This is a genomic window from Bacteroidales bacterium (assembly GCA_018334875.1).
In the GTDB taxonomy this organism is placed as follows: Bacteria; Bacteroidota; Bacteroidia; order Bacteroidales; family UBA12077; genus JAGXLC01.
In genome coordinates, this window is sequence record JAGXLC010000046.1 from 1 (window position 1) to 22,851 (window position 22,851).

20 protein-coding genes are annotated in these 22,851 nt (G+C 41.9%); 11 read left to right on the plus strand and 9 right to left on the minus strand.

Annotated features, from left to right (window positions below):
- From KGY70_05995 to KGY70_06005, 3 genes are all read left to right on the plus strand, one after another.
- Nucleotides 1-1,296 (plus strand): S9 family peptidase (locus KGY70_05995; protein MBS3774717.1); only part of this gene is annotated, 1,296 nt, incomplete at its 5' end.
- Nucleotides 1,297-1,507: 211 nt separating this feature from the next.
- Nucleotides 1,508-2,602 carry a glycosyltransferase family 4 protein gene (locus tag KGY70_06000; protein MBS3774718.1) on the plus strand — a complete coding sequence of 365 codons (1,095 nt, stop codon included), beginning with the start codon at nt 1,508-1,510 and terminating at the stop codon, nt 2,600-2,602.
- Nucleotides 2,599-3,162: a threonylcarbamoyl-AMP synthase gene (locus KGY70_06005; GenBank protein ID MBS3774719.1), complete on the plus strand. Its 564-nt coding sequence runs from the start codon at nt 2,599-2,601 to the stop codon at nt 3,160-3,162. The genes KGY70_06000 and KGY70_06005 overlap by 4 nt, the downstream gene beginning before the upstream one ends.
- Nucleotides 3,163-3,171: 9 nt before the next feature.
- Here KGY70_06005 and KGY70_06010 read toward each other — a convergent pair whose 3' ends face one another.
- On the minus strand, nt 3,172-3,897 hold the full coding sequence (locus tag KGY70_06010; GenBank protein ID MBS3774720.1) for a DUF2807 domain-containing protein: 726 nt from the start codon (nt 3,895-3,897) through the stop codon (nt 3,172-3,174).
- 136 nt (nt 3,898-4,033) lie between these two features.
- Between KGY70_06010 and KGY70_06015 the strand changes: the two genes are divergently transcribed.
- Nucleotides 4,034-4,465: an acyl-CoA thioesterase gene (locus KGY70_06015; GenBank protein MBS3774721.1), complete on the plus strand. Its 432-nt coding sequence runs from the start codon at nt 4,034-4,036 to the stop codon at nt 4,463-4,465.
- Between the two features lie 47 nt (nt 4,466-4,512).
- Here the strand turns inward: KGY70_06015 and rimM are convergent, their stop codons facing one another.
- The gene (gene rimM / locus KGY70_06020; protein MBS3774722.1) at nt 4,513-5,034 is read right to left on the minus strand and encodes a 16S rRNA processing protein RimM; all 522 of its coding nucleotides are present in this window, start codon (nt 5,032-5,034) and stop codon (nt 4,513-4,515) included.
- An 18-nt stretch (nt 5,035-5,052) separates the two neighbouring features.
- On the minus strand, nt 5,053-5,703 hold the full coding sequence (locus KGY70_06025) for a 30S ribosomal protein S16 (protein MBS3774723.1): 651 nt from the start codon (nt 5,701-5,703) through the stop codon (nt 5,053-5,055).
- A gap of 439 nt (nt 5,704-6,142) precedes the next feature.
- Between KGY70_06025 and dnaE the strand changes: the two genes are divergently transcribed.
- Nucleotides 6,143-9,628 carry a DNA polymerase III subunit alpha gene (gene dnaE, locus KGY70_06030; GenBank protein MBS3774724.1) on the plus strand — a complete coding sequence of 1,162 codons (3,486 nt, stop codon included), beginning with the start codon at nt 6,143-6,145 and terminating at the stop codon, nt 9,626-9,628.
- Nucleotides 9,629-9,682: 54 nt separating this feature from the next.
- Nucleotides 9,683-10,003 (plus strand): thioredoxin, encoded by a 321-nt coding sequence (gene trxA, locus KGY70_06035; protein ID MBS3774725.1) that lies wholly within the window; start codon nt 9,683-9,685, stop codon nt 10,001-10,003.
- Between the two features lie 123 nt (nt 10,004-10,126).
- On the opposite strand, the gene KGY70_06040 is transcribed toward trxA, so the two are convergent.
- The 5 genes from KGY70_06040 to KGY70_06060 form a co-directional block, all read right to left on the minus strand.
- A complete protein-coding gene (locus KGY70_06040; protein ID MBS3774726.1) occupies nt 10,127-10,861 on the minus strand; it encodes a DUF72 domain-containing protein in 735 nt (244 codons plus the stop codon).
- Nucleotides 10,862-11,023: 162 nt separating this feature from the next.
- Nucleotides 11,024-12,031 carry a ketoacyl-ACP synthase III gene (locus KGY70_06045; protein ID MBS3774727.1) on the minus strand — a complete coding sequence of 336 codons (1,008 nt, stop codon included), beginning with the start codon at nt 12,029-12,031 and terminating at the stop codon, nt 11,024-11,026.
- Nucleotides 12,028-12,966, minus strand: a complete 939-nt coding sequence (plsX, locus tag KGY70_06050) for a phosphate acyltransferase PlsX (GenBank protein ID MBS3774728.1) — start codon at nt 12,964-12,966, stop codon at nt 12,028-12,030. Before plsX ends, KGY70_06045 begins: the two co-directional genes overlap by 4 nt.
- 17 nt (nt 12,967-12,983) lie before the next feature.
- On the minus strand, nt 12,984-13,169 hold the full coding sequence (rpmF, locus tag KGY70_06055; GenBank protein MBS3774729.1) for a 50S ribosomal protein L32: 186 nt from the start codon (nt 13,167-13,169) through the stop codon (nt 12,984-12,986).
- 11 nt (nt 13,170-13,180) lie between these two features.
- A complete protein-coding gene (locus KGY70_06060; protein ID MBS3774730.1) occupies nt 13,181-13,747 on the minus strand; it encodes a DUF177 domain-containing protein in 567 nt (188 codons plus the stop codon).
- Nucleotides 13,748-13,985: 238 nt separating this feature from the next.
- On the opposite strand from KGY70_06060, the gene KGY70_06065 reads away from it, so the two are divergent.
- Genes KGY70_06065 through KGY70_06075 form a run of 3 tightly spaced genes read left to right on the plus strand, consistent with a single transcriptional unit; the run spans nt 13,986 to nt 19,338 of the window.
- On the plus strand, nt 13,986-15,512 hold the full coding sequence (locus tag KGY70_06065; protein ID MBS3774731.1) for a hypothetical protein: 1,527 nt from the start codon (nt 13,986-13,988) through the stop codon (nt 15,510-15,512).
- Nucleotides 15,513-15,562: 50 nt separating this feature from the next.
- Nucleotides 15,563-18,403 (plus strand): hypothetical protein, encoded by a 2,841-nt coding sequence (locus tag KGY70_06070; GenBank protein MBS3774732.1) that lies wholly within the window; start codon nt 15,563-15,565, stop codon nt 18,401-18,403.
- Nucleotides 18,404-18,405: 2 nt separating this feature from the next.
- Nucleotides 18,406-19,338, plus strand: a complete 933-nt coding sequence (locus tag KGY70_06075; protein ID MBS3774733.1) for a mechanosensitive ion channel — start codon at nt 18,406-18,408, stop codon at nt 19,336-19,338.
- A 4-nt stretch (nt 19,339-19,342) separates the two neighbouring features.
- Here the strand turns inward: KGY70_06075 and KGY70_06080 are convergent, their stop codons facing one another.
- The gene (locus KGY70_06080; GenBank protein MBS3774734.1) at nt 19,343-21,148 is read right to left on the minus strand and encodes a hypothetical protein; all 1,806 of its coding nucleotides are present in this window, start codon (nt 21,146-21,148) and stop codon (nt 19,343-19,345) included.
- Between the two features lie 97 nt (nt 21,149-21,245).
- On the opposite strand from KGY70_06080, the gene KGY70_06085 reads away from it, so the two are divergent.
- Nucleotides 21,246-21,956 (plus strand): UMP kinase, encoded by a 711-nt coding sequence (locus tag KGY70_06085; GenBank protein MBS3774735.1) that lies wholly within the window; start codon nt 21,246-21,248, stop codon nt 21,954-21,956.
- Nucleotides 21,957-22,280: 324 nt separating this feature from the next.
- Nucleotides 22,281-22,844: a ribosome recycling factor gene (gene frr, locus KGY70_06090; protein MBS3774736.1), complete on the plus strand. Its 564-nt coding sequence runs from the start codon at nt 22,281-22,283 to the stop codon at nt 22,842-22,844.
- The last annotated feature ends 7 nt before the right edge of the window (nt 22,845-22,851 follow it).

Here is a 22,851-nt window from a genome sequence, read left to right on the forward strand (position 1 = left end):
ATGTATCTGTATAACCGTGAAACCGAAGAGATGAAGAAGCTCTCCGGGTATGATGGTGAAGCCACCTTCCATCCGGTAGAATTCAGCTCCGACAATAAATTCCTTTATTATCGTACCGATAAAAACAGTGAATTCGATTATTTAAGCAAGATGAACCTTGAAACCGGGGAAAGCGAAACGGTTTTTGAAACAGACTGGAGCGTAATGTATGCCCATCATTCTTACAACGATAAGTACAGGGTAATTGGCATCAACCAGGATGCTCAGACGGTGATTAAGGTGTTCAACCTGGAAACGGGAGAGCAGGTAGATTTCCCGGAGTTTGAAAATAAAAACATCACTTCCGTGAACATTTCAGAAAGCGAGGAATTGATGGCATTCTACGTATCGAGCTCCAAATCCCCGGGTAATCTGTACGTGTATAATTTCAACACCGGTGATTACAAAAAATTGACCAATACGCTGAATCCGGAGATCGATACAGAAGACCTGGTTGAAGGTGAAGTGGTGCGTTATAAGTCATTTGACGGAATGGAGATTCCGGCTATTTCATATAAGCCTCATCAGGCTTCAGAAGATAACAAGATTCCTGCGCTTGTTTGGGTTCACGGCGGTCCGGGCGGCCAGTCACGGATCGGGTACAGGGCTACGATACAGTACCTGGTGAACCATGGATACGCAGTGATTGCTGTTAATAACCGCGGCAGCAGCGGTTACGGAAGAAGCTTCTACAAAGCTGATGATCGGAAGCATGGGGATGAGGACCTGCAGGATTGTATCTATGCCAAGAATTACCTGGCTCATACCGGCTGGGCCGATACAAGCAGGGTTGGTATCATCGGTGGTTCCTACGGCGGCTATATGGTGGTTGCTGCGTTAACCTTCACACCAAATGCCTTTGACGCCGGAGTAGATATTTTCGGAGTGACCAACTGGCTCCGAACATTGAGAAATATCCCGGAATGGTGGGAAGCCCAAAGAAATGCCCTGTATACGGAGCTGGGTAATCCTTACAAGGACTCTACCTATCTGAAAAAGATTTCACCTCTTTTCCATGCCGAAAACATCCGTCAACCCCTGATGGTGCTCCAGGGAGCCAATGATCCAAGGGTACTGAAAAAAGAATCGGATGAAATCGTGGAGAAAGCCAGGGCGAACAATGTACCTGTTGAGTATGTAGTATTTGAAGATGAAGGACACGGATTCACTAAAAAGGAAAATGAGATAGAAGCATACGGAAAAATACTGAAATTCCTGGACCGGCATTTTAAAGGAAAAGAACCCTCGGGCGAATGATGTTGACATTTTTGCCTGTTTTATAACATACCGGGCATAAATTGTTGAATGTCCGGTATATTTTTATAACCTTTGTGGATTCAGTTACGTATGCGCATTTTTAGTTATGGAGATTTTTGAAATCAAATTAACAAAAGCTGTCAATATTTTGTTTCAACACATTTTGCAACACAGAAAATATGTTGTAGATTTATATTATTGATTGACTATTATGACAAAAGATTCTCATAAAAACCGGGTTGGATTCTTTGTTTCATCGGATTCATGGATCAATCATCAGCAATGGCACCATGAAGTTTCCCGTGCATTGTACGGGAGGGGTTATGCTGTGAGCATAATTGCCCCCAAAGGAAGCAAATTGTATTCCAAATCAAAGCGTTATGGAATTCCTTTTTCCCGGTTCAAAAAGAGAATCTTTCTTTTAACCGCCATTATCGGATTAATTAAGATATTACGCAGGGAATCCATTTCTACCCTGTTCATTAACCATCCGAAAGATCTCAGAAAAGCCGCCTTAGCCGCAAGACTTGCCGGTGTAAAAAAGATAATTTACAGGAGGGGCACGGTTTCTCCTGTTAAAAGAAATCTTATCAACAAGTGGATTTTTAACCGGATGATCACAGAGGTGATAACCAACTCGGATGCCAACAGGGACGTTATGATCAGGAAGAAACCAAAATTGTTTCACAAGGAAAAGATCAATGTAATCTACAACGGACTGGACATCTCAAAATTTGATGAGAAGAATCTGGCCGTGCATAATTTCAGAAAGAACGGTGAAGTGATCATTGGATTACTAACCGGGCATTTCAACAAAGATCGCTTCATTCAGTTAATCCGGATGATCAACCGTGACTCCGGAATTTCTTCCCACTACAGATTTTTGATATACGGCAACAAACACAAAAATTCCGACCTGAGTAAAAGACTTAAGGGGTTGGGGGTAAAAGGTAATTTGGTACATTGGGATTCCAGATCGAAAAACCTGCTTGATTTCATGAATTCCATTGATGTTTTCATGTCAGGTTATCTCAGGCATAGCTTCAACTATCCGGTCCTTTACGCAATGGCTCTGAACAAGCCCGTTATTGGCTATAACGTGGGAAGCAACCCGGAAATGATCAGGGACAACAGCAACGGCTTTTTGCTGAAATCCGGTGATCTTCAGGGAGCCATAAAAAAACTGGAGGCCCTGACCGATGATCAGCTCAGAAAGAGACTGGGTGAGGAGGGAAGAAAAACGGTCCGGTCAAAATTTAATTTTCAGCAGTCGATAGACCAAATTGAAGAATTGATTGAGCAATGAAGGAGGATATCAACCGGGCACTGGAGGTATTAAGATCAGGAGGCGTTATACTTTATCCTACGGATACCATATGGGGTTTGGGCTGTGATGCTACCAATCCCGAGGCAGTAGAAAAAATATACCGGATAAAAGAACGGGACCCAAATAAAAGCATGCTTATACTGGTGGATTATCCTGCCCGCGTTGAGCGCTATGTGGAAGATATGCCCGATATTGCCTGGGATTTGATCGAAGTTACCAATAAGCCCCTAACCATTATCTACCATCAGGCACAAAATCTTGCGGAAAATCTGGTGGCTTCCGATGGCAGCATCGGAATAAGAGTGGTACAGGATAAGTTTTGTCAGCAGTTGATCACCCGGTTCGGGAGGCCTGTTGTATCTACATCTGCAAATCTGGCCAATCAGCCGGCACCCGCCAATTTTAAGGAAATAGACCGGACAATTATCGATTCCGTTGACTATGTAGTCAAATGGAGACAGAATGAAACAAAAAAATCCTCTCCTTCGGGTATCATTAAGCTGGGACCCGGAGGAGAGGTTGAAGTCATCCGCGAATGATGAATTCCCTTAATCTTTCACTACCTTGCCAGATCCGGAAATATCGGCATCAATAACTGGATTGCCGTTATATCGAACCTTGCCGCTTCCGGACACATCTGCTTCCAGATTTTCCGTTACATGAACATCGCAACTGCCCGAACCTGAAATGGATATTTGCGCTCTACGGAGCCTCAGGTCAGAGGCATGAAGCTCACCGGACCCGGATATGCTTATATCCAGGGATTCGCCAGAATTTCTTCCGGCCAGTCGTATATCCCCTGAGCCGGAAATGGACGCGTTAATGTTTGCGGCTTCCAGCTCGTCAATTTTGATCTCACCGCTACCCGATACATTGAACTGAACATCCTCTGTTGAGATGGGGGTTCTTGCAATAATATTCCCTGACCCTGATAAACTCAGCTCTTCCACTTCTTTGGTGGTGACATAGATTTTCACTTTTTTGTTGTTCCAGCTAAATCTGAACGGCTTATTGTGTTTTATTTTTAGCCGCCCATTTTTCACAGTCGTTTCAATATCGTCTAGTAAGTCTTCATCTCCTTCAATTTCCAACTTGTATTCATCTCCTTGTGTGAGATAAAGATCGCCGGAAACCGACATGCTTATCTTTGAAAAAGCAGAAACTTCACGGTTTTCTTTTTTGTCATTACTAAAAACGTGTGCATTGGCCTCACTAAGCAAAAGCCCGGTAATCAAAATAAAACCGAATATTACTGTCATTGATTTGGTTTTCATAGTTGTATCTTTTTATGTTTTCTGTATTATAAATACGAGGAATTGTTATTATTGCTGCATATTTTTTGATCCAATTCATTATAGTTTTTGTTTGGTGTAGGGGAGCAACAGATAAAATTTTTAAAGACTGAAGCTTATGCAACACGATTATGTATTTTATCACCGAACACCGATACAGGTTCGGTTTAACGATGTGGATATTATGGGACATGTCAATAATTCGGTATATCAGCATTATTTTGATTATGCCCGGCTGCAGTATTTTGAAGAGGTTTTTGGCCGCCGCATCAACTGGTATGAAGAGGTTCTGGTATTGGTGAATATTGAGATTGATTTCATAAAACCTGTATATATGTATGATCCGGTTAAGGTACTTACCAAGGTGTATCATCTCGGCAACAAAAGCCTGAAGATGGAACAGCGCCTGGTGAGCGAACAGGAGTCTGACGTGCGTTGCCAAAGCAGGTCCGTACTTTCGGGATTCAATTATAAAAAAGGAGAATCCATTCCGCTGTTGGCTGAATGGAGAACGCGGATTAAGCGTTTTGAGCAGGATGTGGATTTTTAAAGACCAGATTTAACCCGAATAATGCATTTGAATAAGCGAAGGGAAGGTTAAATTTCAAGCAGTCCTTCTGGTATGTGGTTTTTTAGGATTTGGTCTTCCTCATCGATCTCGTAGATGGTTTCTTCATTCACCGGAACTTCAATCAGATTATCCCCGTGACGGACCTGCAGAAGCATGTTGGAGGGAATTTGCAGGACTTCCTCGACCTTTCCGATCTCATTGTCATTTTGGTCAATCATGGTGAATCCAACCAATGATTCGTAAGAATCGGCCGGGCTTTGCTTTAGCTTTTCCCACTCTTTTTGAGGCAGGTACCAATTACAACCGGTGAGTTCGTTGGCTGCTTCGATGCTGTCGATGTCTTCAAGTTTAAGGATAGCAGTTTGAGTGGATTTCAGCATGATATGCTCAATAAAAAATGGAACCAATCCTCCATTGATTTCAATGAATATTGATTCCATTTTTAGGAAATCTTCAGAAAGTCCTTTGTCACCGCTTATGATAAGTTCACCATCTTTTCCGTGTGATTTAAGAACTTTCCCTAATTTATCCGTTGTGTCAAATTTCATTCATGCAACCGAAAAAGTTTATTCTTCCTTCTTTTCGGCCTGTTCATCCGTTCCGCCTTCCTGCTTGTCTTCTCCTGATTCTTCAGACTTATCTTCACCTGCTTCTGCTGAGGCATCTTCAGCTTTGGCTTCAGATTTTCCGGATTTTGACTGCTCTTCTTCGGCGGTTTCTTCAGCTCCTTCTGCTTCTGCTTTCTCTTCTTCTGCCTGTTCGGCGTTCTTCTTAGCCAGTTCTTCGGCTCTGGCTTCATTTATTTTCTTTTCAGCTTCAAGGCGTTCTTTTTCTTCCTCCTTTTGCTTACTGATTTCAGTTTCTCTTTCGGTCCTTACTTTTTCCTCTTTCTGCGTCAGCCACTCATTGAATCTTCTTTCGGCTTCTTCTTCAGAAATGGCGTTTTTTCTAACTCCTTTTAAAAGGTGCTTCTTAAGCATCACACCCTTCTTGGAGAGAATGGATCTGCATGTATCAGTAGGTATTGCCCCTTTTTGTACCCAGTCCAGAGCTTTGTCAAAATCCAAATCAATGGTTGGGGGTTTTGTAGTAGGATTGTACATACCGAGTTTCTCAATGTACTTACCATCCCGTGGCGCCCTACTATCTGCAACCACAATGTGATAAAGCGGTTGTCTTTTCCTTCCTCTTCTTGTTAATCTGATTCTTACAGGCATATTGTTTTTTTCCTTTAATTAAATTGCAAACCAATTTTAAAATTTGTCCCGCAAAGATATAACAATATTTTATTCCGAAAAGAATTTTTTACAAATTTATTATAATTAATCATTTAGCCTGCATTATTCAAAAACGAATCCCGCTGGTAAGCGGGAAAGTTTTTGAATGCGGGAGGGTTTGCGGGATGGATGCAGGCTACCCCGCATTAGAAAAACCGGCTTTTTTGCGAAATTTATTGAAGCAAAAAGCCAGGTTTTTTAATAGCGTCAGAATTATTCAAGAATAATTCGGGTAAGACGATATTCCCCGGATGCCTTCATGAAACAAAAGTTTTTAAGTATTTATCAACACCCGGATCATTCTCTTTTCATATTTGTTAATTTTATAAAACAATATAACCTCAGTTATTCGTTTCAAAATCAAATGAGCTAAAGCATTATGGGAAATTTCACGCATTTGCATGTTCACACACAATATTCTATTCTTGATGGAGCTTCAGATGTATCCAATTTGCTGACCAAGGCGAAGCATGATGGTATGGATACCGTGGCCATCACCGACCATGGCAATATGTTTGGTGTAAAGGATTTTCACAATAAAGCCCGCCAACAGGGTATCAAGCCCATTATCGGGTGTGAAATGTATCTGGCCCATAAAAGCCGTTTTGACAAATCAGACAAGAAGGACAGAAGTGGATACCACCTGGTGGTTCTGGCAAAAAATTATACCGGATATAAAAACCTGATCAAGCTGATATCTTATGCCTGGACAGAAGGATTTTACTATACTTCCAGGATCGACAAAGAATTGTTAAAGCAATACAGCGAGGGATTGATCGTATCTACTGCGTGCATCGGGGGAGAGATTCCCAAAACTGCTATAAATCAAGGCAAAGAAGAAGCTGAAAAGCTGGTATTGGAGTATAAAGAAACCTTTGGTGATGATTTTTATCTTGAACTTCAAAGGCATCCTTCGGGGGATCCCTCCAAAGACCAGGAGGTGTATGAGAATGAAAAGATAGCCAACGGCATTCTTCTTGACCTGGCAAAAAAGCATGATGTAAAAGTCATTGCCAGCAATGACGTGCATTTTATTGATGCAGAGGATGCGGAGCCTCACGACAGGCTTATATGTTTAAATACCGGGAAAGATGTTGATGACCCGGACCGGATGAGCTATACCAAGCAGGAATATTTCAAGACCACGGAAGAGATGAGTGAGTTGTTCTCCGATATTCCTGAAGCCATTGAAAATACCCGGGAGATTGCCGATAAGGTTGAAGAATATGAACTGGACCGGGAACCCCTGATGCCGGATTTCCCGTTGCCGGAAGGTTTTGAGAATGAAGACGAGTATTTGCGCCATATTACTTATGAAGGGGCTCGTGACAGGTACGGTGAGATAACGGATGAGATACGTGAACGCCTGGATTTTGAGCTTTCCGTTATAAAGGGCATGGGTTTCCCCGGCTACTTTTTGATTGTTCAGGATTTTATCAATGTGGCCAGGGAACTGGATGTTTCAGTGGGACCGGGAAGGGGTTCGGCCGCCGGATCTGCAGTGGCTTACTGTATAAAGATCACGGATGTGGATCCGATCAGGTATAACCTTCTGTTTGAGCGTTTCCTTAACCCGGACCGGATATCCATGCCGGATATAGATATCGATTTTGACGAAGACGGACGGGATAAAGTACTGGATTGGGTGGTAAAAAAATATGGTGTAGAAAAAGTGGCCCACATCATTACCTTTGGTACGATGAAAGCCAGGCTTGCCATTCGTGATATTGCCCGGGTTGAAAAACTGCCCCTGGCAAAGGCCGATCAGTTAGCCAAACTGGTACCCGAAGCGCCCGGGATGACTTTTAAGACGGCTTACGAGCAGGTACCCGCACTGAAAAAGGAACGGGAAAATGGCGATGAACTGGTCAGGAAAACATTGAAATATGCCGAAGTGCTGGAAGGTTCCCTTCGTCAAACGGGGCTTCATGCCTGTGGGGTGATCATCGGCAAGGATGATCTCACTGAGTATTTGCCCATCTGTACTTCAAAAGATACCGATTTAAGGGTTACCCAGTTTGACGGGGATCATGTGGAAAGTGTGGGCATGCTAAAAATGGACTTTCTGGGATTGAAAACGTTGTCCATCATCAAGGATGCTGTGGAAAATGTGAAAGAATCCAGAGACATCGATGTGGATATCGATAACATTTCCCTGGAAGATAAAGAAACGTTTCAACTTTACAGCAGGGGCGAGACCACCGCATTGTTCCAGTTTGAATCGCCGGGCATGAAGAAGAACCTGCGACAGCTCAAGCCCAACCGTTTTGAGGATCTGATCGCCATGAACGCCCTTTACCGTCCGGGGCCGATGGAATATATACCCAGTTTTATCAAGCGTAAGCACGGACAGGAGGAGATCAATTACGACCTTCCCGTAATGGAACAATATCTGAAGGAGACGTATGGCATTACGGTGTATCAGGAGCAGGTGATGCAGCTATCCCAGGAGCTTGCCGGGTTTTCCAAAGGTCAGGCAGACTCTCTGCGGAAGGCCATGGGCAAGAAAAAGAAAAAACTGATGGAGGAACTCAAAGAGAAATTCTTTGAAGGATGCCAAAACAATGGGTATGATCTGAAAGTCATCCAAAAAATTTGGAATGACTGGGAGGCATTTGCCCAGTATGCTTTCAATAAATCGCATTCCACTTGTTATGCATATGTCTCCTATCAAACGGCATATCTCAAGGCCCATTATCCTGCCGAGTATATGGCTGCCGTTCTGAGCAGATGGTCTTCCAATATCGAAAAGGTTACCACCTTTATGGATGAATGCCGGAGAATGGGTATACAGGTGCTCGGCCCTGATATCAATGAAAGTAATCTGCGGTTCAATGTTAACCAGGAGGGTAACATTCGTTTTGGCCTGAGTGCTATAAAAGGCGTGGGCGATAGCGCTGCTGAAAAGATCATTGAGGAAAGGGATCAAAACGGTCCCTATAAGGATATTTATGATTTTGTGGAAAGAGTCAATCTACAGTCAGTCAACAAGAAATGTTTTGAATCTCTCGCTACTGCGGGCGCATTTGATAATCTCGGTAACTTAAAGCGCTCTCAGTTCTTTGCAGAGAACGGGAAGGAGATGAATTTCATCGAAAGTCTGATGAAATATGGGAGCAAGTACCAGCATGATAAGCAAACCAGGCAACAAACCCTTTTTGGCGAATCCGGAGGCATTGAAATCGCCAAACCCAAACTGCCGGAAGTGGAAGAGTGGCAAAAACTGGATAAACTGAATAAAGAGAAGGAATTGGTGGGGATCTATTTATCGGCCCATCCTTTGGATGACTTCAAAACTGAGATAGAGCAATTTACAGACACATCACTAAAAGATCTGAATTCGGATTTCGGTCGGTTCAGGGATAAAGATGTGACTGTGGCCGGTATTGTTACCAATGTACAGCACGCCATGAGCAAAAACAATAAGCCTTATGGCCGGCTGACTTTGCAGGATTACACCGATTCCTATGAATTTATTATGTTTGGTAAGGATTATCAGGAATTTCGCAAATTTTTCTATAAGGATTACCCCCTCTTCGTTAAGGGGAAGATACAACCCCGGTTTAGTGATTCCAGCCTCTATGAATTTAAGATAAAGCAGATCCATATGTTAAGTGATGTTAAGGAAGAACTGGTCAACACACTCACAGTAACCGTTTCTCTTTCGGATATCAATGAACACCTCATAGAGGAGCTGAACAGGTATACCGAACGGAAGGGTAAGGTAAGGATGCGGTTCCGGATTGTTGATCCGGTCGATAATATTTCGCTTAACATGTATTCCCGGGCCAAACGGATCGAATTAACAGATGGATTGATGGATTTTCTAAGGCAGAATTCTGCCATACAATATTCTTTGTCTTAAACATTTTTCCTTATATTTTTGTCAAATTAAGGTAAGATTCAAAAAATAGAAATTATGAGTATAGAAGTGACCGATTCCAATTTTGAAGAGAAAGTATTGCAGTCCGATAAACCGGTAATAGTAGATTTATGGGCAGAATGGTGCGGCCCCTGTAAGATGGTGGGTCCCATAGTGGATGAAATTGGTGAGGAATATGATGGTCAGGTGGTTGTTGCCAAGCTGGATGTTGACAGTAATCCGAAAACACCTACCCAATACAGGGTACGAAATATTCCCACGATATTGTTCTTCAAGGATGGTGAACTAAAAGACAAACAGGTAGGGGCGGTACCTAAGAATACGTTGCTTCAGAAACTGAAGCCCCTGCTGGATTAGTTTATCCGATTTCTTAAAGAATGGTTGATGGGGCTTCAATATGTTAAAGATCATCAGCATTATATACGCATTGCTGCCCATGTATATGGAAGTAAATAATATTGTCAGAAGGTAATGTTTGTTTTAATTCTGACCGGTTAATTCTTTCCACAGCCGGGCATTTTCAATGGCATATGCCTTGTAGGTATTGTTGAAAAATGTATAGATTTCCCTGCAATCATTTAAAAACAGACGGATCTTTTCATATTCATTTTCCAGTTGCTCCCTGGAATATTTGGAATAGTAAGGTTTGTCGGGTCCGTGAAAGCGGAGGTACATGAAACTTGCCGTACATTTAAGATCTGTTGGGAACTCTGTGCTGTGAGAATAAACAAGGGCCGCATCATATTCTTTCAGTATCTCAAATATATCGTCATCAAACCATTGCTCATTCCTGAATTCGAAAGCGTACCTGTATTTGGGCATAAACTCCAGCCACTCCCTGAGCCTTTGGGCATCCTTTTTCATGGAACCGGGAAGCTGAACCAGGAAAGGTCCGAGCTTATCTCCAAGTAATTCTGGAATATGGCTGAACTCTTCAAGTTTTTGCGAAACGGCATTGTCGCTTTTCAATCTTTTCAGATGAGAAAAGTAACGGTTCAGTTTGATAACGAATTGAAAATTTACCGGAACCGATTCATGCCAATTTCTGACGGTTTCTTCCGGCGGAATGTTGTAAAATGTTGAATTCACCTCTGTACAATTGAAATGCTCTGCGTAAAATTGCAGTCTTTTGTTTTTATCGTTTAAATCCGCGGGATAGAAGGTTTCTTTCCAGTCCTTGTAGCTCCATCCCGATGTGCCGGTATACCATTTCATAATGCATGTATTTATTTTTTCAGCAAATCAAGATGAAATTAATGATTATTGAATAAAATATCAAATCATTTCAAAAGGAATTTCAATGAGGTATGTATTTGGTTATCCGCAGGCTTTGGGGGTTATGGCTTTATTTGATCTGTTAAAGGCACAGCAGGTCAGTTAATTTTTTGAGTTTCCGTTGTAACCCCATTTCATATAAATTGAGCCCCAGGTAAAACCGGCACCGAAGGTAGCAAATATCAGGTTGTCTCCTTTACGCAGCTGATCTTCCCATTCCCAAAGGCAGAGTGGAAGGGTTGCTGCAGTAGTGTTGCCATATCTCTGAATGTTGATCATTACTTGTTCCTTTTTAATGCCCATTCTCCGTGCTGTAGCTTCTATAATTCTCATGTTTGCCTGATGGGGTATCAGCCAGTTGAGATCATCGGGGCCAATGCCATTTCGTTTCATTATTTCTATTGAAACATCGGCCATTTTTGCAACCGCCGCCTTGAAAACTTGCTGGCCTTCCTGGTATATATAGTGTTCTCTGGCGTCAACGGTGTTGTGGGTGGCTGGCCTGGCAGATCCGCCGGCTTTCTGGTGAAGATGGATCCTGCCAGATCCATCTACCTGCATTATTTCATCCAGAAGTCCATAATTTTCTTCTGTGGGCTCCATAAGCACAGCACCGGCTCCGTCGCCAAATATCGGGCAGGTGGCACGGTCCTGGTAGTCCACGATAGAGGACATTTTTTCAGCTCCTACTACGATGACCTTCTTATACCGGCCTGATTCAATAAACTTGCCGGCGGTGGATATAGCGTAAAGAAAACCGGAACATCCCGCGTTCAAATCAAAACTGAAGGCGTTCTTTATTCCTGTCTTATCACTTATAATATTGGCTGTTGCCGGAAATTGCATATCGGGTGTAACAGTGGGACAAATCAACAGGTCTATTTCATCGGGTGAGATACCGGTTTTTTCAAGGAGCTGGTTTACAGCTTTAGTACCCAGCTCTGAGGAGCCCTTCTCTTTTTCTTTTAATATTTTCCTCTCCTTAATTCCGATACGGGTCATGATCCATTCGTCATTGGTTTCCACCATTCGGCTTAGTTCATCGTTGGTAAGCTTGTATTCGGGAACATAACCTCCTACACCCGTAATTGTTGCTGTGATTCGGCTCATTGAAACGCTTCTTTTATTTTCTCTGAGAGGTTTGCCTGAATAACATATTGTGTATGAATGATCATATTTTTAATGGCAACATGGTTGGATATACCATGCCCGATAATGATGTTGCCGTTAACACCCAATAGGGGAGTACCACCTATGTTTTCAAAATTGAAACGTTCGAAATATTCGTCTTTAATTCCTTTTTTTCTTAGTAATTTATAAAGTGCCTCAGCTTCTTTCAGAATTATGTTTCCGACGAACCCGTCACACACCAGTACATCTGCCTTGCTGTCAAAGATTTCATTTCCCTCCACATTTCCGATAAAATTGAAGCTTTTTGTGCCCTTCATCATTTCATAGGCAGAACGGACCACCAGGTTGCCTTTTTCTTCTTCTGCCCCGATATTTATCAGTCCAACCCGGGGATTTTCTTTGTGATAAACGTGTTTGGCATATATGGAGCCCACCAGACCATACTGATAAAGCACATCGGGCTTGCAGTCGGGATTAATTCCAACATCAAGGAGGGTCGCAAAATCTCCGTCAAACTGAGGCACGGATGCTGTGATAGCTGGTCTTAAAATGCCGGCTACCGGTTTGATGGTATACATGGCACCCACCATCATTGCACCGGTATTGCCTGCACTGGCAAAACCATTTATCCTTCCCTCTTCCAGCAATGCAAAACCCTGTTTGATACTTGACCAGGGCTTTTGAGTGAATGCTTTGGCAGGATTTTCTCCGTTTTGTATGGTTTGATCGGCATGAATGATTTCAAAATGGTTCGGAACAAATCCTTTTTCCTTAAGTATATTGTTTATTTTGTTTTCGTCTCCGATAAGAATAAGTTCAACATTTGAATTCAGGACCTCTTTAGCTAAAATTGCTCCCGAAACCGTAGCCTCAGGAGCAAAATCGCCGCCCATAATATCCACACCAATCCGCATTTTTAAGTGTTTCAATTTTAAGCTTCAAAACCTTTTTCAATTGCCATCTGCCCTCTGTAAAATCCACATTCGGGACAAACCCTGTGATATTCGTGAGTGGCACTACAGTTGGGGCACGTAACCGTATTCCTTTTCTGAGCCTTGTAATGCGTTCTTCTCTTGCGTTTTCTCTGTTTCGACGTCTTTCTCTTTGGATGTGCCATTTTTTACTCGCTTAATTTCGTTTTACATTTATATGTTTTAGCTTTTCCCACCTGGGATCAACGGTTTCTTTATTTTCTTCTTTTTGATGTTGCCTGAGCAACTCCAGCATTTCTTTATTGCATGTGCTGTTCCCATTTTCATCATCCGGATGGGTCCGTTTTATGGGCAATGAAAGATGAATGCTTTCATATAAATATTGAGCCAGGTTAACAAAGGATTGATTGGGCGTTATTTTGATCACTTCATCATTGTCTTCTTCTGCCTCTTCCTCTTCCTCGGTTTTTATATATAGTATCCCCTTAAAATAAATGGGATACATAAAATATTCCAGGCACCTGTCACACATCACATTTACTTCTCCCTCAATGATGATGTCCAATGTGATAAGCCGTTCCTCTTTTGTAAGTGTTACCCGGCTCTCCAGTTGGCCTTCCTGTATCTCAGACTTTTCAAAATTTGCAAAGAACCTGTCTTCAATTTCAAAAGTGAAATTGTGTGTCCCTATATTCAGGTCTCTGAAATTAATCCTGTATTTCTTTAAATAGCCCACTTTTTCACCTCCAAAATATTCGTGCAAAATTATAAATTAATCTTTGAAATAAAAAGAATCGCCATTCAATATTTTGTTGATCTGCTGAATCTGAATGGTTGGTTTTTGTGTAATGATTCAGTTAAAGTATTATTTTTGTTTTGTTATAAAAACGCTTATTTTTATTAAAAAAGAGACGGAAACGATGTATCTGAGATATAATATTTGTCTCGTGGCTTTACTATTTTTTTATTATTCGGGTAATGCCCAAATACGTATAACGTTAATGCACTATAATTTGTTGTATTATGGTAAACATACTGGTTTCTGTGACGCTTCGAATAATTCTGTTGCCGATAAACAGCAGTATCTAAGAGAGATACTTGATTACGTTCGTCCCGATATCTTTACAGTAAATGAACTTGATGGAGATGGATCTGATCCCCTTGTAGATGATGCTACCCATCTTTTGAATCATACCTTAAATGTTAACGGTGTGGATCATTACCGGAAAGCTTCATTTCCAGAGGCCTATCTTGCCAATACCCTTTTTTACAATTCCAATAAGCTGAAAATGTATTCCATCCGGTCCATTCCACTCCATCTGGGTGGACATGAAAAGATATTCAATGCCTATACTTTCTATCATAATGCAAGTCATCTTTCTCAATCTGCTGATACTACCTTTCTCACCTGTTTCGTACTTCATCTGAAAGCCGGGATCAGTGACAGCGATGCTTTGCAGAGGGCAAATGAAGCAGAAATTCTGACGGATTATATTGATAATGAAATGCCTGATTCCGGGAATTATATTCTTTGTGGAGATTTGAATGTATATAGCAGTGATGAGCAAGCCTTTCAGGTGCTCACCGGAGCGGGTTCCGCAAAGTCTTTGTTTTATGATCCGGTGGAACAGACCGGCAAATGGCACGATAACAGAAAGTACACGTTGTATCATACTCAATCCACACGTACGGAAGGAGGATGTTTTGCCGGGGGTGGAATGGACGACCGGTTTGATTTCATCCTGTTGTCGGGTTCCATTAAGGACAGCGCCAGAGGTATAAGCTATATCCCGGATAGTTATGAAACCATCGGCCAGGATGGAGAGGGCTTTAATTCTTCATTGAGGATCAGTGATAATGAATCTGTCCCGGAGGAAATCGCAGGCGCTTTGTATGAGTTTTCCGATCATTTGCCCGTGGCACTGAAATTGCAGATTAATGAAGATCCGGCTGTAGAATTATCATTCGATAGCATTTATCATCGCCCGGTTCATCCTTTTCAGAAGGACAGCGTACGGATATATGCACAATTGACAGATACGGAGGATCAGGTTTCGTCTGTAAAGCTTAGGTGGGGACAAGAACGCCAGGTCTATACCCATCAGGAGACAATGAGTCTATCCGGAAATTTTTATTCTTTGGCGCTGCAAGGACCCGGGGAACCTGCTCCACTTTATTATAAGGTTAATGCCTGTGATTCCACCGGAACTGTGGTGCATGCTTCCGGGGAAAGGGAGATTTTGTTTTCGGCAGACACCACAACAGGGTTTAATAATTCCAGCGATCCGGAGTTTAAAGTAGCCAACCCTGTTCAGGATGAAATGGATGTGTATTTCAATACCAACTTTTTGGACGACATTGTTGTAACGATAGTTGATGTTGCGGGAAAATTAAGGTTCAGGAGGTTGTATTCCGGGTTTTACGGTAGAAAAATGAATATACCTGTTTCTTTTCTTCAGCCTGGTGTTTATTGGATCAGCGTTCAACATAGAAATTCTTTACAAAGTAGTATGTTTATAAAACAATGAGTTATTCGGTTAATATGAGGAAAAGCTTTTTATTATTGATTATCTGTATTATGGCATATGCAAAAGCCGGTGCCCAGTATTTCATGTCAGGCCAGGAGCCCGCTTCCACAAAATGGCAACAAATCAATTCGGAGAATTTTCAATTGATTTTTTCGGAAAATTTTACGGAAAAGGCACAGCATGTCGCCAATATTCTTGAATATTCATATGACAGGGTAAGCAGTTCGCTGGAACACAAACCGGCGAAGGTATCTGTGATTATTCATAATCAATCGGTGACATCAAATGGTTTTGTAGCACCGGCTCCACACAGGATGGAGCTGTATTCGGTACCTCCACAGGATAACCATCCGATGCCCTGGCTGGAGCATTTATGTATTCATGAGATGCGGCATTGGGTTCAGATAGACAAGTTGGATCAGGGCCTTACCCGTGTTCTGAATTATGTGTTCGGAGAGCAGGCCACAGCAGTTGTGGCAGGATTAATGCCTATGTGGTATTTCGAGGGAGATGCTGTAATATCTGAAACGGTACTCACACAGGACGGAAGAGGCAGGGTCCCTGAATTTACCCAACTGATCCGGAGCCGTTTGTCGGATTCTCTGCCACTGTACTCCTTTGACAAGATGTTGTTGGGTTCCTACAAGAACAACACACCCGATCATTATGAGCTGGGATATCACATGACTTCCTATGCCAGCCAACGATACGGTGTAAACCTATGGAAGGACATGGAGAATTATGTGGCGCGGAAGCCATACCAGCTTCTTTCGTTTACTTTTGGCCTGAAACATTATACCGACCTGAATAATACAGAGCTTTATGACTCTTCAATGACTTTTTATGACAGGTTTTATTCTTCAGCCTCCGAAAGTGAGCATGAAGCAGAAACAGATGAAATTAGCACTGAATCCCATACTTCCTATGTCAGTTATCGGCATCCCAGAATTATGGGAAACGGGGATATCCTTGCCCTTAAAAGGGATTTTAGCAGGCTGCCCCGGTTTGTGAAGCTTTCGGAAGGAGTTGAGGAAATTATCCATACACCGGGTAGGATGACCTTTGACAGGTTTTCGGTTGCCAAAGACCGGATTGTATGGTCGGAAGAAAAACCCGATGTCCGATGGGGAAACAGGAGTTATTCGGTGATTAAAATGTACAATATCCGGCAGGGTTCTGAAAAAACGCTCACTGAAAAAACCCGGCTTTTCGCGCCGGATATATCGGATAATGGCCAACACATAGCTGTAATACAGGTTACCCAGGAAAATGAATACCGGCTGATTGTTTTGGATACTGAAAACGGCTGGATACAAAAGCGATTCACCCATCCCGGGAATATTTTTGTACAACAACCGGTTTGGTCGGCAGACGGAGAGCATATTTTTGTTATTGGTACCGGTGACCAGGGGAAAGGCATTTACCGTGTTCATTATGATACCGGGGAATGGGAGGAGATTTTGAAGCCTTCTTTCCGGGAGATTCAGCATTTATCGGCCGGAAAGGATCATCTTTACTTTAAGGCTGCATTGGAGCATAAGGAAGAAATCTTAGCCCTTGATCTTTCTGATGAAACACTTTCCAGAGTGACCCACACTCCTGTCAATGCAAGCGATGTTTCTTATTCCTCTTCTTTTAATAACATAGTTTATGCAAACTTTGATTCTGAAGGATACAACCTTTTCAAAAAGCAAGTGGATACCGCAGCATTTGATCCTGTAGAGAAGGAATACGATCCGGATAATGAGATGATCAATTCGTTGCGGGAAGGCGAAGATCAATTGTTTCATAGTGAAGATGTGCCGGAACATCAATATGATTCTGAGCCCTACCGGAAGTGGAAGCATTTGTTTAATTTTCACAGTTGGGCACCTTTTTATATGAACTTCAACATCAATCAGAAAAGCATAAAGGATATTTCCCCCGGAGTTACCCTTTTTTCGCAGAGTCTTCTGAGTACAGCTTTAACCACACTGGGTTATTCCTATCAGTCTGGAACGCATAAGCTGCACAGTCAGTTTATTTACAAGGGGTGGTATCCTGTTTTCAGATTTTCCTCCAATTACGGAGGTAAACCGAAGGTCATCAGGCATTCTTCCGTAGATTGGACTCCCGAGTTGAGCAACGATTATATGCAATTCAACGCTTCCGTATCTCTGCCTCTGAATTTTACCGAAGGCAAATATATCACAGGGCTGGTTCCCTCGGTTAAATATGAATACGACCGTGATTTCTACCACAACTATCGGGAGAACTATTACCTACGGGGTTTGAAAACCATTGATTATAATGTCTGGTTTTATTCTTATCAAAGGATGGCCCGTCGCGACCTGCAACCCCGGTGGGGTTTCACTTTCGATCTCAATCATCGCACTTCCCCTTTTTCTGAAAAGATCCTGGGGAATATGACAAGTGTATCAGGACGGGTTTATATGCCCGGTCTTATCGAGGATCATGGGGTTAAGTTGTGGCTGGGCTATCAGAAGCAAAATCCCGAGGCTTATCTGTATACCAGTTATTTACAGTTTCCCAGGGGGTTTGAGCCCCAGGTATCCCGGAAATTATCAAGTATCAAATTGGATTATGTTTTCCCGCTATTTTATCCCGACTGGAACATTCCTTCCGTATTGTACGTAAAACGTTTTAAAGCGGATCTTTTTCAGGATTATGCGGTGAATCAATATCAGGTTGTAAAGGACAAACAGAGGGTTTGGGAACAGGAGGCTTTATATTCGATGGGAATGGAGATCACCAGCGATTTTCATGTGGCTAGATTTATGTTCCCGTTTTCAGCAGGTGTAAGGTATTCCTATTTGCCTCAGTTATCCGATAGCCGGTTTGAGTTGGTTTTTAACGTAGATTTTTATCGTATATACAGCAACATGTTTTAAGTATGGATACATTGGTGAATTTCATACGGGAGATAGGCCTGAACCCGCATTTGGTCTTTTATGAAGTACTGGTTTTTTTCATAGGATTAATCATTCTCCGTGTTATCAGGAAAAGACTTAAAAATGTAAGAAACAGGGGAGAATCTTTTATCAGCAGACTGCGTTTTTTCGAGGCAGTAAGAACAAAAGCTCCTTTTAAGTCTCCAGGGAAACAAAGGGAGAAAGCCCTGGAGGGATATGCCCAGCGGTTTTCCATCATACGAAGGACCATTGTGGTCGTATATATAGTGTTATGGCTTTTGTTCATGGTGGCTCCTTTATTTGGCAGGATATCGGCTACCTTTGTATCCATTATTGCAGCGATATTGGCTGCCATCATAGGTATTGCCGCCCGGCCTTTTCTGGAAAATATGATTGCAGGGGTTGTCATTACCTTCAGCAGACAATTCCGGGTTGGCGATACGGTTTTAATCGACAATCAATACGGGACAGTAGAAGACATTACCATAACCCATACGGTTATCAAATTATGGGACTGGAAGCGTCTTATCATTCCCAACAGTGCCATGCTGACCAAGGAAATGGTGAGTTATACCACTAAAGATAGTTACATATGGGCGTATGTTGAGTTTTGGATCTCTTACGAGGCCGATATGTATAAGGTAGAAGAAATTGCCCTGGATGCTGCGAGCAGAAGCCTGCATTTTGCCAGAACCGGTGTGCCGAGATTCTGGGTCATGGAAATGGCAAAAGAAGGGATTAAATGTTGGGTGGCTGCCTGGACATTGACCCCTGCAGATGCCTGGTATCTGAAGATAGATGTGCGCAAGCGTCTGATTCAGGAATTCGCCAAACAAGGGATAAAAACCCATTCATATAATCTTAACGGCGGGAAAGAGCAATTTTTTAGTCAGGAACCCAATGAAGGGGATTAACCCTTTATTCGATATAGAAACGAATTTCTTTTTCGTTTTGATTGCCAAGTTTGTCCACAGCAGTAACCGTCACATCATAGGCACCCTTATCAAAACCTTTGACAAGGCTTTGATACATCTTTTCATTATCCCCGTTAATGGAATAATACATGGTATCAAAGCCTACCTGTTTGTCGGTTGCAGAAAGAAAAAGCACTACATGATCCGGGAAGACAGGATATTGCATTCCATTGATGGTTTTCTGAGAATCCGAATTCATGCTGAAGCGGTGAAATATTTCCGGACCTCGCATATCTACCCGGCAAAAAAATTCATCAAGGCTGGTATTCTCCAGATTATCGTAACCCTTGTATTGAATTGAATACGTACCTTCCTCTTTAATGGCGAAAGGCTCTTCATATTCTTGCATGTTTTCATTTTCCTCCACCCTGTATTCTATTTGTTTAAATCCTGATTCATCATCCTCGCCCGTTAATCTGATATTGGTTTTGTTACTGATATAAGCTGTATCTTTTATGTCAAAGGCAGGTCCGATAAGTTGATAATCAAGTGTAGGTCCTGTAATATCCACATAGGATGCATAGTTTCGGTCGGTTAGCTTTTTTTCCTTTTTGCTGTTGTTAACGCTGTCAATGGCCTGTATTTCAATATCCAGATCACCAGGCTTGTTTAAGGAGAAAGGCTGAGTGTATTTTTGAAAAGAACCTCCGTTGATAGAATAGCGAATTTCTTTGACTCCGGCTTTGTTATCCATTGAGACTAATTTGAGTCTGTTTCTGCCGGAAAAATATTCTTTCCCGTTGGCAATATAGGTATTGCCCAGGAGTTCTTCTATCACACGCGGTGGGGTTTTATCTACGAAAAACGAGAATTCCTTTCTTGTTTCTCTGTTATTTACCTTATCAACAGAGAAATAGGTTAAAGTATGTTCCCCTTCACTAAGGTTTTTAGTTGTCAGGGGTTGACTGTAGACTCGGTCTTCGCCACCGTCGATGGAATAATAGGTTTGATTGACATTTGTAATTTGGTCGGTGGCATTAAGCTGAATTTGCGATCGTGGCGACAGGACATCATTATGCTGATCCCCTTCTATTGCATAGTTTGTACTGGGTTCCGAAAGATCGATGATAATTTCATTTTCTTTTGGTTCTTCTGCGTTTCCTACATGGTCTACTGCGTAATATTTAAGGGTGATACTTTCTTCTTCACTCAATTGAAGGGGCTGGTTGTACTTTTGATAGGGTTTTTTGTTGATTGAATAGTAAACATCTTCTACACCGGCCATTTCATCTTCCGCATTAAATTGCAGTTGGGTTTTTTCTCCGACAAATATCCTGTTTTGTTCAACCACCAAATCTTCGTCATTTAAATCAATTGTGGTTTGAGGAGGTTTGCTGTCGGCATATATTTCAAAAACGACATCTTCCTTCGGAAAAATATATTGTTTGGTTTCCGGATCTACTTTCCAGGGTGACCGGATGGTGTTATACCCTTCCATATCGAGATACATGGGATTGGTAAATTGAGGAGTTTTTTCACTTCTCAGAAGATAGCTGCTTGTATCTTCATCGGGTGAAGGAGCGATTCTCAAATACAAGGGAGCTTCCCTGTTAATATATACTTTTCCCTCAGGTGAGCGGTATATGGATTTTTCATATTCCGGCTGTTCCTGAGCCAGTGTGGTTCCGGAGAGCAGTAAAAGAAACAATATGATGACATTTCTGAGATGCATATAATTGTGTTTGTTATGATGAATATGGCTAAAACGGCGTAAGTTAAAAATAAGCGAACTGTTTTCAAATATTTTCATAAACTAACCCTGTTGGATATTTATTAATTGCTTTACGGGAGATAAAATGAAAAAGTTTTAATTTTGGGATGAATAAACTCAGAAAAATGATGAAGGTATGCGTAAATATGACAGGGTATTAGTTAAATTAAGTGGAGAGAGCCTGATGGGTTCGAAAGATTTTGGCATTGATATGGAAACTCTGAAAGGCTATGCTTCGCAATTAAAAGAACTGGCAGATGAAGGGGTTGAAATGGGAATTGTAATAGGTGGAGGCAATATTTTCCGGGGTCTGGAAGGGGTCGGAAAAGGCTTTGACCGTGTAAAAGGTGACCAGATGGGTATGCTCGCTACAGTGATCAATGGTATGTCCCTTCAGTCGAGTCTGGAAAATATGGGGGTGAAAGCCAAGGTTTATACTGCTGTAAAATTAGAGCCTTATGCCGAATATTATGTTAGGGAACGGGCCATTGAGTCATTGAAGGAAGGGTATGTGAACATTTTTACCGGCGGTACCGGCAATCCTTATTTTACCACCGATTCGGCCGCGGCTTTAAGGGCTCTTGAGATCAATGCCGATGTGCTTCTTAAAGGCACACGGGTGGATGGTGTTTTTTCAGAAGATCCAGAGAAACATCCGGATGCCCGTAAATACGAATCCATCACCTATAACGAAGCCATTGAGAAGCAGCTTAATGTAATGGATATGACGGCTTTTGCCTTGTGCCGGGATAATGATCTGCCCATTGTGGTTTTTAACGTCAATAAGCCGGACCAGATGAAAAAGGCCATCCATGAAGATCACGTGGGTACACTCGTGCATCGGTAATTGTTGAAAGAGCCGGTTGGTGTTGAGGGGAAGAGTAGCCGGTGGAAAATTCATTAGAGTAACAGTTTATTATAGGTTTGTATTGCAATTAAATAAAATTTCATAGTTCGATTATTGTGCTTCCCCGCCATGGAACCCGCATGCTTTATTCATCTCCTTGTTGTGGAGGTTCCTGGATGCGGGTTTCATTCAGGATAATTACAATACACTGATCAATAAAAATTTTCTTAAATTTGAACACAAATCTTAACACATAACATTTAAATTTTTAATTTGCGGAGATAACGAATATCTCAGTTAATTGAACTCAAAATCTATTGAATTATGGATACTGAAGTACAAAATGTGATCAAAGAAGCCAGGAAGAAGATGAATAAAGCCATCAATCACCTTTCGGAGAAACTTGCCAGGATCCGCGCAGGAAAGGCAAATCCGAGAATCCTTGACGGTGTGATGGTGGATTATTACGGCGTTCAAACTCCTTTATATCAGATAGCCAACATTGGGACTCCCGATGCAAAAACCATAACGGTGCAGCCATGGGATAAGAATGCGATTGATAAGGTAGAAAAAGCAATTATGGATTCCGATCTGGGATTGAATCCTGCCAATCATGGGGATATTATACGGATAAATATACCGCCTCTTACAGAGGAAAGAAGAAAATCCCTTGTCAAACAGGTTCATTCTGAAGCTGAAGACTCCCGGGTTAGTGTCAGAAATGCACGACGTGAGGCAAATGACAAGTTGAAAAAAATGAAAAATGAAGGATTTCCTGAAGATGAAACCACAAGAGCGGAAGAAGAAGTTCAAAAGCTCACGGATGAATCTGTGAAAAAAGTAGATGAAATACTGGAAGAGAAGGAAAAAGAAATTATGACCGTTTAATAAGAAA

What these genes read in the sequence shown, in the direction of transcription:
- rpmF (MBS3774729.1), bottom strand. Translation starts at nt 13,169, where the DNA reads ATGGCACATCCAAAGAGAAAGACGTCGAAACAGAGAAAACGCAAGAGA.
- KGY70_06080 (MBS3774734.1), bottom strand. Translation starts at nt 21,148, where the DNA reads ATGAAAATATTTGAAAACAGTTCGCTTATTTTTAACTTACGCCGTTTT.
- KGY70_06000 (MBS3774718.1), top strand. Translation starts at nt 1,508, where the DNA reads ATGACAAAAGATTCTCATAAAAACCGGGTTGGATTCTTTGTTTCATCG.
- KGY70_06025 (MBS3774723.1), bottom strand. Translation starts at nt 5,703, where the DNA reads ATGCCTGTAAGAATCAGATTAACAAGAAGAGGAAGGAAAAGACAACCG.
- plsX (MBS3774728.1), bottom strand. Translation starts at nt 12,966, where the DNA reads ATGCGGATTGGTGTGGATATTATGGGCGGCGATTTTGCTCCTGAGGCT.
- KGY70_06085 (MBS3774735.1), top strand. Translation starts at nt 21,246, where the DNA reads ATGCGTAAATATGACAGGGTATTAGTTAAATTAAGTGGAGAGAGCCTG.
- KGY70_06045 (MBS3774727.1), bottom strand. Translation starts at nt 12,031, where the DNA reads ATGAGCCGAATCACAGCAACAATTACGGGTGTAGGAGGTTATGTTCCC.
- KGY70_06040 (MBS3774726.1), bottom strand. Translation starts at nt 10,861, where the DNA reads ATGAAATGGTATACCGGCACATCGGGATGGAGCTACAAGGACTGGAAA.
- trxA (MBS3774725.1), top strand. Translation starts at nt 9,683, where the DNA reads ATGAGTATAGAAGTGACCGATTCCAATTTTGAAGAGAAAGTATTGCAG.
- KGY70_06010 (MBS3774720.1), bottom strand. Translation starts at nt 3,897, where the DNA reads ATGAAAACCAAATCAATGACAGTAATATTCGGTTTTATTTTGATTACC.
- rimM (MBS3774722.1), bottom strand. Translation starts at nt 5,034, where the DNA reads ATGAAATTTGACACAACGGATAAATTAGGGAAAGTTCTTAAATCACAC.
- dnaE (MBS3774724.1), top strand. Translation starts at nt 6,143, where the DNA reads ATGGGAAATTTCACGCATTTGCATGTTCACACACAATATTCTATTCTT.
- KGY70_06065 (MBS3774731.1), top strand. Translation starts at nt 13,986, where the DNA reads ATGCACTATAATTTGTTGTATTATGGTAAACATACTGGTTTCTGTGAC.
- KGY70_06005 (MBS3774719.1), top strand. Translation starts at nt 2,599, where the DNA reads ATGAAGGAGGATATCAACCGGGCACTGGAGGTATTAAGATCAGGAGGC.
- KGY70_06015 (MBS3774721.1), top strand. Translation starts at nt 4,034, where the DNA reads ATGCAACACGATTATGTATTTTATCACCGAACACCGATACAGGTTCGG.
- KGY70_06075 (MBS3774733.1), top strand. Translation starts at nt 18,406, where the DNA reads ATGGATACATTGGTGAATTTCATACGGGAGATAGGCCTGAACCCGCAT.
- frr (MBS3774736.1), top strand. Translation starts at nt 22,281, where the DNA reads ATGGATACTGAAGTACAAAATGTGATCAAAGAAGCCAGGAAGAAGATG.
- KGY70_06070 (MBS3774732.1), top strand. Translation starts at nt 15,563, where the DNA reads ATGGCATATGCAAAAGCCGGTGCCCAGTATTTCATGTCAGGCCAGGAG.